This is a genomic window from Clostridium lapidicellarium (assembly GCF_041224415.1).
Lineage (GTDB): Bacteria > Bacillota > Clostridia > Clostridiales > Clostridiaceae > Clostridium_B > Clostridium_B lapidicellarium.
On sequence record NZ_JBGFFE010000015.1, the window covers coordinates 38,581 to 54,330 of the forward strand.

Sequence of the window (15,750 nt, forward strand, 5' to 3'; positions counted from 1 at the left end):
TGTGTTTCACTCCTAACTTTTTAAAAGCCCAAAGCTTATTATATACTATTGCAAAAATTTACACCAGAAGATTAACCGCCGAAATTTGTTTTAGTAGAAGATCCCTCCACTGTAACGTGAACCTCTAATTTAAGCTGGCTTTTTTTGAATATATCGTCTGGATTTTCTCTGGGATACCTTCTTTGAAAGTCTTCTGCTATATTGAATATATCCAAATTTTTTTCCCTGTATTTTTTAAATATATCTTCACAGGCAAAAGCTATATTATTTTCTGCATTTGATTCCAGCAATTTTATAGAGTCCTGATTTAAATTCATTTTATTCTGTGCCTCGGATATACTTGCCTTTGTGTTTATTATTTTTTTTACTACCAGTTTTTCGCCGTCATAGTGCATCTTTGTTCTCGTAGAATTTTTTAATATTTCCAGGCTTACATATTTAGATGGAACATTTGGATTTGTGACTTCCATAGAACCTGCCTTTATATTGTCCAGTATAAAATTATAACCCAGTGCATTTTCCCTTCTCAGTGTATCTACCATTTTATAATTGACCATTATGGCACCGTCTCCGATCTCCAGCCTGTTTTCCAGCTGTTCCTGTTTTATCTGGACGATCGGGATGACGGATGTCTTGGCTCTGGTATGCATTTCATTTAGAAAATCGTTAAAACTGGTCATAACTTCTCTGGAGGAGGAAGGTATGTTTCTTATTAAGTCATGTATGAAGATTCCAAGGTATTCCTGGCCTTTTAATTTCATATTCAAGAAATTGTCAGGACATCCCTTTAAAACAGCTATATTTGCCCTGAGGACAAATTCCTGGTCTCTTTCAAAAATATCCAGAAAGTCCTTTATACCGTATTCTGCAGCTTTTTGTGTAAATATGATCCCCATAGTCTGGGTATAATTCAGTTTATAATTTGAGGATAGATTTATGTCCCTTATAGTTTCAAACATAGTTTTCTTTGAGCTCCTAAAGAGAATTCTCTGGTCGCTGTTGGAAGAACTTGTAACAGTTTTTTGTGGCCTGAAGGCTTCCACGTAGAGTATAGGGTTACCCTGATTATCCACATCTATTATACAGGCTGTTGCGAATATAACTTTGTCTATGTCATTATAGTTAAAACATCCGCCGAGAAAAGATGTACATATTATTAGAAGGCAGCAAAGAAATTTTTTCATACTTTATCATCCTTGTTGAAATTATTGTTTGATATATTGGTGAGTTTTCCTCTAAAAATAATATCCCTGTATCTCAAATTCTTTTTGGTCAGTATGGGTGTGATATACGGATAGCCGCAGCTGTCCAGTGATGCTATGGCAGATACCATGACGAACATTCCCATTAAAAATCCGAGCATTCCTATTAGAGAACATAGAAACAATATTATAGAGCTCCACAGTAAAATGGGACCGTATAGTTTGGGTGTCAAGAAGGAGGATATGGCAGATATGGCCACTATTATCACTGTACTTTGAGAAGTAAGGCCAGCACTTACCGCTGCCTGGCCAAGTATTAGGGCTCCCACTATGCTCATAGACTGTCCAATAGGCTGTGGAAGCCGTATGCCAGCTTCTCTTAAAAGCTGGAAGAAAAACGACATCAGGTAGATTTCCAATATAGTGGGAATAGGTACATCTGCCCTGGATGAAGAAAGCCTGAAGACAAATATAAGCGGTATTAGCGAAAAATGGTAGGTGGTCAGGGCTATATAAAGTCCGGGTAAAAATACTGAGATTCCGAAAGAAATTATTCTGATTATCCTTACTATACTCGTATAATAGGTATTTAGGTAATAGTCGTCCGCCATCTGGAAATTTTCTATAAAAAAATAGGGTGCACTCAGTGCAAAGGGGGTGCCGTCTACGAGAATGACCACCCTTCCCTGAAGTATTTTAGATGCTGCGGTATCGGCCTTTTCAGTATATCCTACGGTATCAAAAATGGTTCTTGAATTTTTTAACTGTTCTTCTATATAATTTGTGTCCAGGAGAAAATCTATATTCATTTTTGAAAATTTACTGTTGATGTATTTAAGCACCTTTTGTGAAACCAGATCCTGAAGATACAGGAAGGCTACGGTCGTATTGGAAATATTACCCACAATCTTGTAATCTATTTTAAGCTGGGGGCTTTTTATTCTCCGCCTTATAAGGGATATATTATCCATCAGGGCTTCTGTAAAACCTTCTCTCGGACCCTTTATCACTGTTTCGGTTAGAGGTGTGTTTATACTCCTCTTGCTAAATCCCTTAGCTTCACAGTACAGGGCATTGTTATAAAAATCAGATATGATTATGACGTCGCCAGATAATATGTGAAGCAGCATATCATCCCTGGAATTTACATCACCCAGTGAATTGCTGTAAAGTACTTCGTCTTTTATCATTTCCGCATCGGTTATCAGTTTGCTGCTTTTTATAAGCGGTGCTATTATATATTCACTTATAAATTTTGAATCGCACATATTATCTATAAATAATAGGTATATGGTTCCCCTGCTGCATTTTATCTCACGGTGTTTCAAATCCGAATTACCCTTTAGTTTCTCATTTATATAATTTAAATAATCATTCATACTTTCATCACCAGATATATTATCTGTATTTTCTTGAATAACATTCATGGTTTAGCAGATAATATTTGTATGTAAAATTTAGTGTGAATGGAGATTATTTATGGGCAAATTCAATTTTAAACATATATTTTTCATAGTATCTGCCCTCTCGATATCGAGTTTGAAAACCTACCCGCAAATTTTTATGAATATGTCCGGTAGGGACAGCTGGGTGGCAATTATAATAACTTGTGTGATAATGCTGGTTTATTTTGATTACCTGATAAATATATGTTTGAAAAATAATTGTTATAGTTTGCATGAAATATTTACTACTTCCTTTGGAAATTTATTTGGAAGTGTGCTTTTAATTTTGTTTTCCATGGCAATCTTTTTATCTCTTCTTGAAAGTGCCTCTGTAGAGGCAAATGTAGTACATACCAATTTTTTTATAGAAAGTCCCGTATGGTATATATTGCTTTTTATAGTGATACCGGGTTTTTATACCGTAAAAAGAGGCAGATATTCTGTAATGGCAGTTATCATGGTGTGTATAGCCATTTCTGTGTTCAATGGGATAAATCTGGCCCTTTTAACGTCCAGGTTCAAGAATTACTGCAGGCTGTTTCCAATATTCGAGCATGGAATAAATGCAAATTTTTTTTTATCAATTTTGAAATCAATTGGCATGTATTCTTCTATTGTCATAGCACTGCCTTATTTGAGCCAGCTGGAAGTTAAAAAGGGACTCAGAATTTATTCATTTATGGGTAATTTGTTTGTGGCACAGATGATAATTGTTGCCATAATAGGAATACTTGCCACTTTTAATGTGGAAAGGGCGAACACGATTGTCTATCCCAAATTGGTTCAGACCCAGCTCATATCATATTTTGGATTTATAGCAAGCGGCGAATTCTATGTGATATTTCAGGTAATATCGGGTTGGTTCTCAAAATATATAACTTCATTTTTTGCCCTGGTGCTTATACTTAGGGAGTTTAAAATTGACAAAACTATAAATTCCAATATATTTTTGATTGTATTTACTGCTGCAATATACATAATATCCTATTTCATTTCCAGAAATTTGTTTTCGCTCTTTAAATTTCTGAATGTGTATGTATACTTATGTGTAATTTTGCTATTTTTACTTCCGCTGGTTACTTTTACTGTATTCAATATAAAATCTGAAAGAAGGCAGTGACAATATGGGCAATGTATTTAAGAATTTAATTTCTCTCATTACATACAGGCGTGAAAAAGAAATACAGAATTTTTATATACCTGAAGAAAATGAGAATTCAGATAATAATTACAGTTATGATTCTTTTAATATAAAAAATGATTTCAAGATCCCGACAGATATTGATTCCAATATAAAATTTATAGAGCAGGAGTTTCATTATCCTGTCAACAGGGATATCATAGTGAGAAAAATCAAGATTTCGGGAAAATATGACGCATTTATAGCTTATTTGAATGGTGCTGTAGACAATAATATTGTAAATAATTTTATATTGAGGCCTCTTCTGAATTATAGAATCACTGCAGGTGAGGATCGATCCCCTAAAAAAGAGGAGGTGGATTTCATCTTAAACAATGTGGTTGAAATCAATTATATGAAGACCGTGGATAAACCCAAAGATGTCATATACCAGATAATTGTAGGCAATACGGTGGTTTATATAGACGGATGCTGTTACTACGGCATCTATGGCACTAAGGGCTTTGAAAAAAGAGAAGTGAACACACCACAGACGGAGGGTTCTGTGAAGGGATCCTATGAAGCTTTTACTGAAAATTTGTCTACTAATGTAGCCCTGATAAGAAAACTTATAAGGAACAAGGATCTGATCACGGAAAAACTCCGTGTAGGGGACAGCAACAATAATGAATGTGCCATCATGTATATAGAAGGCATAGTGAATCCTGCAATAGTTCAGGAGATAAAGAGGAGGATCAGCAGTGTAAAGACGGATTTTATATCCGGGACAGGAATGCTTGGAGAGTATATCAGTGATAATACATGGTCTTTGATTCCAACTGTACTTTCTACAGAGAGAACTGACAGGACATGCTACTATATTATGGAAGGCAGGGTGGCACTTATTTCCAATGGCACACCTTATGTACTCATTGTGCCAATTACATTTTTTACACTGTTCCACACTTCGGAAGATTACATTTTAAAATGGCAGTATAGTTTCCTGCTGAGGGTTGTCAGGATCTTTGGAATACTTGTATCCCTGCTGCTCCCGGGAATGTATGTGGCACTTATAAACTACCATCAGGAGATGATTCCCTCCTCCCTCCTTATTTCGATTGCAAGATCTAGGGAAGAAGTGCCTTTTCCCACCATTGTAGAAGTCATATTCATGGAAATTTCATTTGAACTCATAAGGGAAGCTGGTGTAAGAATACCGGGAATTCTGGGAAATACCATAGGTATAGTGGGGGCTCTTATAATAGGCCAGGCAGCTGTTCAAGCAAGTATAATAAGCCCTATTTTAATTATAGTCATTTCCTTTACCGTACTTGGAAATTATTCCATACCAGATTTCAGTTTGACCTATGCTACCAGAATAATTAGGTTGTCCTTCATCTTGTTCGGATATGTGCTGGGGTTTCTGGGTGTATGTCTGGGGATAGTGGCAAGTATAACCATAATGTGCAATTTGAGATCCTTCGGAGTTCCTTTTTTCTCCAATTTTCCACCTAAGACAAGGAAGAGCAGGGATACTGTTTTAAATTATCCTATTTGGAAACAGGAATTCAGACCTGACGAATTGAATACCATGGATCCGAGGAAACAGCCCAAAAATCCTAGAGGATGGATAAATCAGGATGCCAGTGTTAAAAAGAGGAATAAAAACATTTAAAGTAGGTGGAGATTTATGAATGAAGGTAATATAGGACTGTTTCAGGCTGTATGCCTTGTCGTTTTAGCTATTATAAATAAAATATTTTACTCAAGTGCTGCGACAATAGTGCAGAGGGTTGGAACTGCAGCCTGGTATTCCACGGTAGGATCCTGTGTTATCAGTATAATGTTTTTCTATATTATATACAGACTTATGCTCAGGTTTCCCGGCATGAATTTAATTCAGATATTCGATGCAGTTCTTGGAAGGTTTTTTGGAAAAATTCTAAGTATGGTACTCTGCATATACTGTGTTTTTTATTCCGGATCCAATTTGCGGGAATTTGTGGATATGATTAAGATATACAATTTACCTAAAACCCCACCGGCTTTTATAATGGGAAGTATTTTGCTGGTTTCGATCCTGGTCGCATATTTTGGATTCAAAGGGCTCGGACAGTTGTGCGGCATTTGTCTTGTCCCCGTCTTACTGGGCCTTGCTGTTGTGTTTTCCATGGCCTATCCCGTGTATAATTTCAATTATTTAAAACCATATCTGGGATATGGCATTCCCAGGACTTTATGGTCTGAATTTCTGAGAAGCTCCTCCTACGACGAATTTATTATTTTATTTGTTATAACGGATGCACTTAAGGATCTGAAAGAGATAAAAAAGGCAGGCATTATGAGTATAGTATTTTCTGGAGTTATATTCATGTTCTGTTTTCTGTTCTACCTTGCTTCTTTTGGTTATGCTTTTGGAGAAGAAAATATATCCGGTATTTTTGAGCTTTCAAGAACAATTTATTTTAACAGGTTTATTCAAAGGGTTGAGACAATATTTCTGATGACCTGGGTTATACCCTCCATGGTAACTACATCAATAGCTTTTTATATATGTGTAAGTATCTACTGCAAAATATTCAATATAAAGAATCACAGACCTCTTTTAGTTCCATTTGCCTTTTTGGTTTTTATCGCGGCAATTATTCCCCAGAACATAATGGAACTGGTATCTGTAAATTTAGTGTTTATCCGTGAATACAGCATGGTTGTCAATTATTTTATACCTATTTTTGTACTTGTCATAGCTGTCCTCTTGAAGAAAAAAGGTGGGAACCAAAATGTACAGAAGAATTAGTTTAATTTTACTTCTTTTAATGCTGGCTACTTTGTTTTCAGGCTGTTATGATGCGGTGGAGATTGACGATCAGGTCTATCCTGTGATATTAGGGGTGGATGTGGGAACCAACAATAAATTTAAAATAACCATACAGTATCCTGTGTATGGTGCGGGAAACAGAAACACAGAAGGTACCCAGCGCACACAGGCCAATGTGGCGGTGGTGGAATCTCCAAGCATAATTGAATCCGTGGAAATGTTTGAACAGGAAATATCCCGTGAAGTCACACTGAAACATTTGAAAGTCATTGTATTTTCAGAAAAGATTGCAATGAAGGGAATAGGAAGCTATATTCTGGGAATACAGAGATTTAGGGACATGAGAAGTACCGTTGCAATTACTGTGGTGAAAGACAAAGCTGAAGATTTTATCAGGGAAAATCTATCTATTGTAGGAGAGAGTCTGCCTAAGATGGTGGAATTGTTTTTTTCTCAACCACTGCATAATTCCTATTCCGTCCAGGAAAAATTTTTTAATTTCTACCGGAGTGTGCTTTCAAATTATGAGCAGCCTGTTGCAGCTTACGGTGGTGTAAATAATTATCAAAATGTAAGAGACGAAGACAGTTCCAAAGATATTTCGCCTATTACGGGGAAGGGATATTTACCCGGGGAGATTCCGAGGAAGGGATCGGCAAAGAGAGAGCTTTCCGGCACAGCTGTATTTAATGGAGATAAGATGGTGGGGCGTCTGGACAGTTATGAAACCAGGTATTTTCTTCTTGTAGAAGGTGAATTCAAGGGTGCCACTGTAACTATAAATGACAGGCATAAGCCTGACACTGTTATCGTATGCTATATCAAATTGTCCGGAAAGCCTAAGGTGAAGGCCCATTTTAGTGATGGAAAACCTGTAATTGACGTAAATTTGAAAGTGGATGCGGATATAATTTCCATTCATAATAAGACTCCCTATGAAAAGGTGTATATGATACAGGATTTAAATAGCCAGATAAATGATTTTTTATTGAAGGGTATAAATAAGACTATTGAAAAAACCCAGAAGGTCTATAAATCTGATATCTTTGGATTTGGATATCATGTGGCCGATAATTTTAAAACTATTCAGGAATGGGAAAATTATAACTGGCTAAGTCATTATGAAGATGCGAAGATCAACGTGAATTTGGATGTGAAAGTCAGGAGAATGGGAGCGGGATTTTATACATCGGATATATGGAATTCCAAGGGAAAGGTAGAAAAATGAAATATATACTGTGTTTTTTGATAATATGTTCTGGTTATTATACATTTAGCTATGGTGTTTCAGTATGGGTGGAGGAAAACAATAGGCTGGCGGCTTTTGGAGTATGGCTGCTGGATGCAGCGTCAACTTTAATTTCCATTATGATGATTGTAAATAACGGCTAAAATAATTTTCAATTTGACTTAGATTACTTATAATGTATATATAGTATGAGAAAATTGAAAAATTTTACGAGGAGGTAAAATGTAATGGATTTTATACGGGTGTCATCGGCTTGCCCGCTGACGGACATAGGTAATTTAGAGTTTAATTTAAAAAATATAGAGGAATGTATAGACAAAGCTATGGCTGAAAAGTCAAAACTTATTGTGTTTCCCGAACTTTCCATAACTTCATATACCTGTGCAGATCTCTTTGAACAGCAGCTCCTTTTGGAGAAAATACCCGAAGCTCTGAAAAAACTTTGTGAGTATTCCAGGGGAAAGGATATTCTCATAGCAGTGGGAGCTCCTGTCGTACATGACGACTGTTTGTATAATTGTGCATGCATAGTGTTTAAGGGAAGTATTTTAGGAATTGTTCCCAAAAGCTATATTCCAAATTATGAAGAATTTTATGAAAAAAGATGGTTTACTGAAGGAACAGGTGTTGTAGATGAAAATATTGACTTCTGTTTTCAAAAAGACATACCCTTTGGTGTGAATTTGATATTTACCTGTGAAAATTTCAAGTTTGGATTTGAAATATGTGAAGATCTCTGGGCGGTAATACCTCCAAGCAGTTATCTCTGCCTTATGGGGGCGAATATTATTGGAAATCTGTCTGCTTCCAATGAAATTGTCAGCAAATCTTCTTATAGAAGGAACCTCATACGTTCACAAAGTGCCAGGGGCATGTGTTCTTATGTATATTCATCTTCGGGAGTGTTTGAATCCTCCACGGATTTGGTTTTCAGCGGAGATTTGTGTATTTCAGAAAATGGAATTATGTTGAATTCAAATGAGAGATTTAAAAGAGAAAATGAAGTTATAACTTCAATTCTGGATGTAGATAAATTGAAAAACCAGCGTCTGAAAAATGTGAGCTTTAGAGATAATGTAAAAGGGTTTTCGCACAGACCGGTAAATGTGGAATTCCAGTTTGAAAGCACGGATTATGGCAAATTTGACAGAAAGGTAGATAGACATCCATTTGTACCTGACAATGAAGGTGAGTGTGAAATAAGGTGCAGGGAAATATTTAACATACAAACTGCGGGCTTAGGGAAGAGAATAAGCCATACTAATCTGAAAAAAGCTGTAGTAGGTATATCCGGCGGATTGGATTCCACACTTGCACTTCTGGTAGTGGTTAAGACCTTTGATATTCTTAAAATACCCAGAAAAAATATAATAACAATCACTATGCCCGGATTTGGAACTACGGATAGGACATATAATAATGCTGTCAGCCTATGCAAGAATTTAAATACGGAATTTAGAGAAATAAATATAGTAAAAGCATGTATACAGCATTTTAAGGATATTTCCCATGATGAAAACATACATGATGTAACTTACGAGAATGTACAGGCCAGAGAGAGGACTCAGATTATGATGGATATAGCAAACAAGGAAGGCGGGCTTGTGATTGGCACAGGGGATCTTTCAGAACTTGCCCTTGGGTGGTGTACATATAATGGAGATCATATGTCAATGTACGGGGTGAATTGTTCCATACCTAAAACATTGGTGAGATATCTGGTAAAATATGTAGCTGACAGGGAAGCTTCCCAAAGTGTATCCCGGATTTTGATAGATGTACTGGATACTCCCGTGAGCCCTGAACTTTTACCTAAAGACAAGGAAGGTAAAATATCCCAGAAAACAGAGGATATAGTGGGACCCTATGAACTCCACGATTTCTTTTTATACTATTTCGTGAGGCTGAATTATTCTCCACAGAAGATATTGTTTTTGGCTAAACAGGCCTATGAAGGTTGTTACAGCAGTCAGATTATTGAAAAATGGCTCAATGTATTTATAAAGAGGTTTTTTACCCAGCAGTTTAAACGCTCTGCAATTCCGGACGGTCCCAAGGTGGGTACAGTTAGTCTGTCTCCTAGAGGGGACTGGAGAATGCCTTCGGATGCCAGTTATAAACTGTGGGCCCGTTCTGCAAGTGAAAATTAAAGGTTAAAGATGTTATCTGAACTTTTGCTTTGTTAATTGGATATAATAGTGTATTATTATATTATAAAATAGTAAAAGGAGGACCGTATGTTTGAGCTTGTTTTATGGATTTTAGTTGGACTAATAGCTCTGATAATAGATATGGTTACAAGTGCATTCTTGTTTATATGGTTTACTGTTGGGGCTATTGCGGCCATTATAGCTGGAATGTTCGGCTGCGCATTTGTAGTTCAGTTCATAGTGTTTACAATTGTCAGTATCATACTCATAATTGTATGTTATCCTGTTGTGAAAAAGAAGATAAAGCAATCTGTGAAGCCCACGCCGCTCAGAGAAAAAACTTATATTGGCAGAGAAATTGTGGTAGATGAGGAAATGGAGAAGAACAACGGAGTTAAAGTCGATGGAGTTTACTGGAATATAAAAGACGGTGGATATGTACTTAAAAAAGGAGACAAAATAAAGATAGTGGGAATGGAAGGAAATAAATTGATTGTAAAGAAGGAGATGTAAATTATGGGCAAAATTCTTATTTTGATTATTCTTATAGCTATACTGGCTGCTGTAATATACTCTATTAAAATTGTGAATACAGGTTATGTAACTATTGTGGAAAGGCTTGGACAATTTCATAGGGTGCTGCAGCCCGGGTGGCATTTTATAATTCCCTTTGCTGATTTTGTGCGTAGAAAAGTTTCTACCAAGCAGCAGATACTTGACATTGAGCCCCAAAGTGTCATTACCCAGGACAATGTAAAAATTTCTATAGATAATGTCATATTTTATAAAGTGTTAAATCCCAGAGATGCCATATACAATATAGAAGATTACAGATCAGGTATAATTTTTTCGACTATTACAAACATGAGAAATATTGTGGGCAATATGACTTTAGATGAAGTCCTTTCAGGGAGGGATAAAATAAACAACGAGCTTTTGAGAGTTGTGGACGATATTACGGACGCTTACGGAATAAAGATATTATCTGTGGAGATTAAAAATATCATCCCACCTGCCGAAATCCAGCAGGCCATGGAAAAACAGATGAAAGCCGAAAGGGACAAAAGGGCGGTTATACTTCAGGCAGAAGGACAGAAACAAAGCGATATAGCCAGGGCTGAAGGAGAAAAACAAGCCAAGATACTGCAGGCAGAAGCTGAAAAAGAGGCAAATATAAGAAGGGCGGAGGGACTTAGACAATCCCAGATGCTGGAAGCGGAAGGTAAGGCGAAGGCGATAGAGTCTGTGGCAGCGGCCAATTCCAAGGCCATTGGTCTTATCAACAGATCCATAATAGATTCGGGTACGGATGAGAGAGTGATAGCTTTAAAACAAGTTGAAGCTCTTAAGGAAATGGCTAAGAATCCGGCAAATAAGCTTATACTTCCAAGTGAGGCAGTTTCTTCTCTTGGAAATATGGCAGCAATAGCAGATATGATTCAGAAGAAATAGCTTGGACAATTGATGGGGATTTTCAGTGCATTCTGAAAATCCTCTATAAAGTTCCAAACTTTTTAGGAGGTGACATGTTTCCTATGAGTATTAGATTTATATATGGAAGAGCAGGCAGCGGAAAGAGCCACTACTGTTTAAACAGTGTGAAAAATAAAATATACGGTGGGGATGAGAGAAACCTTGTAATTATAGTTCCGGAGCAATTTTCCTTTCAGGCTGAGAAAAATTTGGTGGAAACAGTAGGGGAAAGGGGAATGTTGAAGGCCCAGGTACTCAGTTTCAGAAGAATGGCGGAAAGGGTACTTGCCGAAGTGGGGGGAGGAACTAGAAAAAATATAAATGATGCAGGCAGAAGTGTGCTTTTATATAAGATAATAGAAGAAAATAAAGATAAATTGAAGGTGTTTGGCAGGGCTGCTAAAAAGAAGGGTTTTATAAATCTTATATCCGATGCCATAATTGAACTGAAAAGATACAAGATATCTCCTGGGATTTTAAAAGACAGTGCAGATAATATTGAAGGCGTGAGCCTGAAAAATAAATTGGAGGATATTTCAGTAATTTTTTCTGAATTTGAAAATACGCTTCATAAGAAGTATTTGGATTCCGAAGATACATTGAATATTCTCAGTGAAAAAATTGACAGGTCCAGGATGTTTGATGATGCAGAGGTGTGGGTGGATGAATTTTTCAATTTTACCCCCCAGGAGTATGAGGTACTTAAAAAGATCATGAACAAGGCCTATAGGGTAAATATAACCTTGTGTATGGAAGGGAGAGAAGGATACGGCACTTCTGAAAGCATGGACTTATTTTTCCCCACAAGGATTACGGAAAAAAAACTTTTGCAGATAGCTGAGGACAATAATATACACTATGATAAGCCTGTTGTTTTGAATTGCAGTCCCTGTTATAGGTTCAAAAAGAGTCCTGAGCTCCAGCATCTTCAAGGCTTTTTGTTTTCATATCCACGTAAGCCGTATTGCAGACCTGTTAAAGATATAGGAATATACAGGGCGCTTAACCAATATGCTGAAATAGAGCATGTTGCCAGAGATATAGTAAAGGCATGCAGGGATAAAGATCTTAGATTCAGGGATATTGCCGTTGTAACGGGAGATCTGGATGGGTATGAAAGCTTGATAAAAGCCGTATTCAATGAGTATGACATACCTTATTTTATAGACAAGAAAAGGGAAATCGTCAATAATCCTGTTATAGTTCTGATAATTTCCGCAGTGGAAATATTGTCTAAGAACTGGTCCTATGAATCTGTGTTCAGATATCTGAAAACTGGAATTTTGAATATTGAATTTGATGAAATAGATATGCTTGAAAACTATGTTCTTGCCAATGGGATAAGAGGGAAAAGATGGACACAGCCTGAACCCTGGGATTTTAAAATGAGCCGCGGCATTTCAAAAGAGGATATACCTGAGGATGAAACAGAATATCTAAATAGGATAAATTCCATAAGAGACAAGGTAAGGGAACCTATATTAAAACTTTCAGCTGCCATAAAGGGAAGAAAGAAAGGGACACAGATATGTCAGGGACTTTATGATTTTTTATGTGATCTGGGAGTTCCTGAGAAGATAAAGGGACTTATAGAAGAATTCAGAAGCAGCTCCAAATTGGATAAGGCCAATGAATACAGCCAAATATGGGATATAGTGATGGATGTACTTGATCAGATAGTCGAGTCCAGGGGAGATGAGACTTTTGGAATGAAAGCTTTTAATGAAATGCTTGTAAATAGTTTTTTACAGTACAAGATAGGGGTAATTCCACCTTCTTTGGATCAAGTACTGGTAAGCAGTGTAACCAGGCTAAGAAGTCATGATATAAGGGCACTTTATATTGTAGGAGTGAATGACGGTATTTTCCCGGCAGCTATAGTTTCTGACGGCATTTTTACGGATGATGACAGAGATGTTCTCAGAGAAAAGGGACTGGAATTAAAGGAAAATACCAGAACCAGAGCTTTGGAGGAACAATTCCTGGTATACGTCACGTTGACTGTAGAGGATAAGTATTTGAAATTGAGCTATTCAATGAGTGACAGTGAAGGAAAAGCTAAAAGGCCATCCATTGTAATATCCATGATAAAAAAACTTTTTCCGGGATTGCAGGAAAAAAGTGATGTAATGGATACAGCAGGGGATGGGGAAAGTATGGAATCTATAAGTACACCTAAAGCCACTTTTAATGAACTGATCCTAAATATGAGAAGGAATATAGGCAATACCGATTCAATAAATCCTATCTGGATGGATGTATACAGTTGGTATAAAGGAGACTCCCGCTGGAGTGAGAAGTTAAAAAGTGTTCTAAGTGGATTTTCCTATAACAATAAAATGGAAATTGCAGATACTGGCAAAGTGAGGAAACTTTATGGAAGACATCTGACGGTAAGTGTTTCAAGATTGGAAAAGTATGCTCAATGTCCCTTTGCATATTTTGTACAATATGGTCTGAATGTCAGGGAAAGAAAAATGTATGATTTTAGTCCGCCGGATTTGGGCAGCTTTATGCATAAGATGATTGAGAAGTTTTCAATTGCTTTAAAGGAAAAAGAACTGACGTGGAAAGACATAGATGAAAAATGGTGCAGAGAAAATATAGAGTGCATAATAGATGGGACCTTGGAAAATATGCCGGGTTCAATATTGAATAGTTCTAGGAAATATAAGCACCTTACAGATAGGATAAAAAGAATTCTTACAAGATCTCTGTGGCTTATAACAGAACATATGAAAAAAGGCGAATTTGAGCCCAGGGCATATGAACTGTCCTTTGGATATGGGGGGGATTTTCCTCCTATTTCAATTGAGCTTCATTCCGGTGAAAAAGTTAATCTTGTGGGAAGGGCTGATAGAGTGGATGCCATGGAAAAAAATGGTGAAACTTATCTTAGAATAATAGATTACAAGTCCGGTACCAAGGAATTCAAACTGTCTGATATATATTATGGCTTTCAAATGCAGCTTTTGATATATTTAGACGCCATACTTACGGAATTGGATGAAAAAATGGATGTGGATGCTGTTCCTGCGGGCATATTGTATTTTAAATTGGATGATCCTATAATAAGATCGTCGGGTAATATATCTGATGATGAGATAAAAGAGAGAATAGTTAAAAGTCTAAAGATGAACGGACTGCTTCTGAGTGATCCGGATATTATAAAGAAAATGGATAAAGATATAAAAAGCTCTTCGGATATTATACCTGCTTCCGTAAAAAAAAATGGCAGCCTTTCAAAGGCTAAATCATCTCTGGCTACAGTAGAGCAATTTCAACTTCTCAGGAAATATGTGAGAAATACTATAGGAAAATTGTGTGATGAGATGCTGGAGGGAAACATAGATATCGCTCCCTGTAAGAATAAAAATAGGAGTGCCTGCAGCTATTGTATTTATTCTGCAATATGTCAGTTTGACATTTCCATGGATGGCAATAGATACAAAGTGATAAGGGATAAAAGCAATGAAGAGGTATGGAAGGACATTGAAAATGAAGTTCGTAAATCAAGTGATCATGGTGTTATAGGAGGATAAAAAATGAGATTATTACTCACCAATGACGATGGAATAAATGCAGAGGGTCTGCATATTCTGGCAAAATATTTTGAAAAGGAAAATGAAGTTACGATTGCCGCACCTAACGTGCAAAGAAGTGGAAGCGGACATTCAATAACGGCTGAAGAATCTTTGACTGCAGAGGAAGCTAGAATTCCAGGTATTGATTCGAAGGCATACAGCATAAATGGGACTCCTGCAGATTGTGTCAGGATGGGACTGAATAAAATATGCAGTAAGAAAGTAGACATGGTTATTTCCGGAATAAATGACGGGTTTAATCTGGGAGTGGATATATTGTACTCCGGGACGGTTTCTGCAGCTATTGAGGCATCTATTTGCAAGGTGCCCTCCATGGCAGTATCCCTGGATACCAAGTATGACAACTATGACTATAATATAGCTGCAAAGTATGCCATTGAAGTATTTTCTGCAATTGAGGATGAGTATAAAAGGAATGACGTGGTCTTGAATTTAAATGTTCCCCTTTTGCCGATAGAAAGGATAAAGGGAATAAAGGTATGCAATATGGGAGGCAAATATAACAGACATTCCCCGGATTCAGAGGATTATAGTCCTACGGATGTATGTTATATAAAAAAGGGTTATGCAACTTTGACCCCACTGCATTACGATTTGACAAATTATGATATAATTAAACAGACTGCGGAATTATTTTCCAAAAAATAGTTAAATGTTAATTGACATGATAAATTGATTAGTGTATAAT

Annotated in this window: 12 protein-coding genes; 10 read left to right on the forward strand and 2 right to left on the reverse strand. The window is 36.7% G+C overall.

The features are described 5' to 3' along the window. Positions 1 to 71 precede the first annotated feature (71 nt). Entirely contained in the window at positions 72 to 1,184 is a 1,113-nt protein-coding gene (locus AB8S09_RS10605) for a Ger(x)C family spore germination protein (protein WP_294183015.1), read from the reverse strand. Next, positions 1,181 to 2,581, reverse strand: coding sequence for a spore germination protein (locus AB8S09_RS10610; RefSeq protein ID WP_294183016.1), 1,401 nt, complete (start codon positions 2,579 to 2,581; stop codon positions 1,181 to 1,183). Before AB8S09_RS10610 ends, AB8S09_RS10605 begins: the two co-directional genes overlap by 4 nt. A 100-nt stretch (positions 2,582 to 2,681) precedes the next feature. Here AB8S09_RS10610 and AB8S09_RS10615 point away from each other — a divergent pair, with 100 nt between their 5' ends. From AB8S09_RS10615 to surE, 10 genes are all read left to right on the forward strand, one after another. Further along, a complete protein-coding gene (locus AB8S09_RS10615; RefSeq protein WP_369869097.1) occupies positions 2,682 to 3,767 on the forward strand; it encodes an endospore germination permease in 1,086 nt (361 codons plus the stop codon). Between the two features lie 4 nt (positions 3,768 to 3,771). Further along, positions 3,772 to 5,442, forward strand: a complete 1,671-nt coding sequence (locus AB8S09_RS10620; protein WP_294183022.1) for a spore germination protein — start codon at positions 3,772 to 3,774, stop codon at positions 5,440 to 5,442. A gap of 15 nt (positions 5,443 to 5,457) precedes the next feature. Continuing rightward, entirely contained in the window at positions 5,458 to 6,564 is a 1,107-nt protein-coding gene (locus AB8S09_RS10625) for a GerAB/ArcD/ProY family transporter (RefSeq protein ID WP_369869098.1), read from the forward strand. Then, entirely contained in the window at positions 6,548 to 7,813 is a 1,266-nt protein-coding gene (locus tag AB8S09_RS10630; protein WP_294183027.1) for a Ger(x)C family spore germination protein, read from the forward strand. Before AB8S09_RS10625 ends, AB8S09_RS10630 begins: the two co-directional genes overlap by 17 nt. Continuing rightward, positions 7,810 to 7,977 carry a hypothetical protein gene (locus tag AB8S09_RS10635; protein WP_294183029.1) on the forward strand — a complete coding sequence of 56 codons (168 nt, stop codon included), beginning with the start codon at positions 7,810 to 7,812 and terminating at the stop codon, positions 7,975 to 7,977. The genes AB8S09_RS10630 and AB8S09_RS10635 overlap by 4 nt, the downstream gene beginning before the upstream one ends. An 84-nt stretch (positions 7,978 to 8,061) precedes the next feature. Then, positions 8,062 to 9,984, forward strand: coding sequence for an NAD(+) synthase (locus AB8S09_RS10640; protein WP_294183031.1), 1,923 nt, complete (start codon positions 8,062 to 8,064; stop codon positions 9,982 to 9,984). Positions 9,985 to 10,071: 87 nt separating this feature from the next. Next, positions 10,072 to 10,497: an NfeD family protein gene (locus AB8S09_RS10645; protein ID WP_294183033.1), complete on the forward strand. Its 426-nt coding sequence runs from the start codon at positions 10,072 to 10,074 to the stop codon at positions 10,495 to 10,497. Between the two features lie 3 nt (positions 10,498 to 10,500). Next, a complete protein-coding gene (locus tag AB8S09_RS10650) occupies positions 10,501 to 11,436 on the forward strand; it encodes an SPFH domain-containing protein (protein ID WP_294183035.1) in 936 nt (311 codons plus the stop codon). A gap of 83 nt (positions 11,437 to 11,519) precedes the next feature. Continuing rightward, on the forward strand, positions 11,520 to 14,999 hold the full coding sequence (addB, locus tag AB8S09_RS10655; RefSeq protein ID WP_369869099.1) for a helicase-exonuclease AddAB subunit AddB: 3,480 nt from the start codon (positions 11,520 to 11,522) through the stop codon (positions 14,997 to 14,999). A 3-nt stretch (positions 15,000 to 15,002) separates the two neighbouring features. Next, positions 15,003 to 15,710, forward strand: coding sequence for a 5'/3'-nucleotidase SurE (gene surE / locus AB8S09_RS10660; RefSeq protein ID WP_294183040.1), 708 nt, complete (start codon positions 15,003 to 15,005; stop codon positions 15,708 to 15,710). The last annotated feature ends 40 nt before the right edge of the window (positions 15,711 to 15,750 follow it).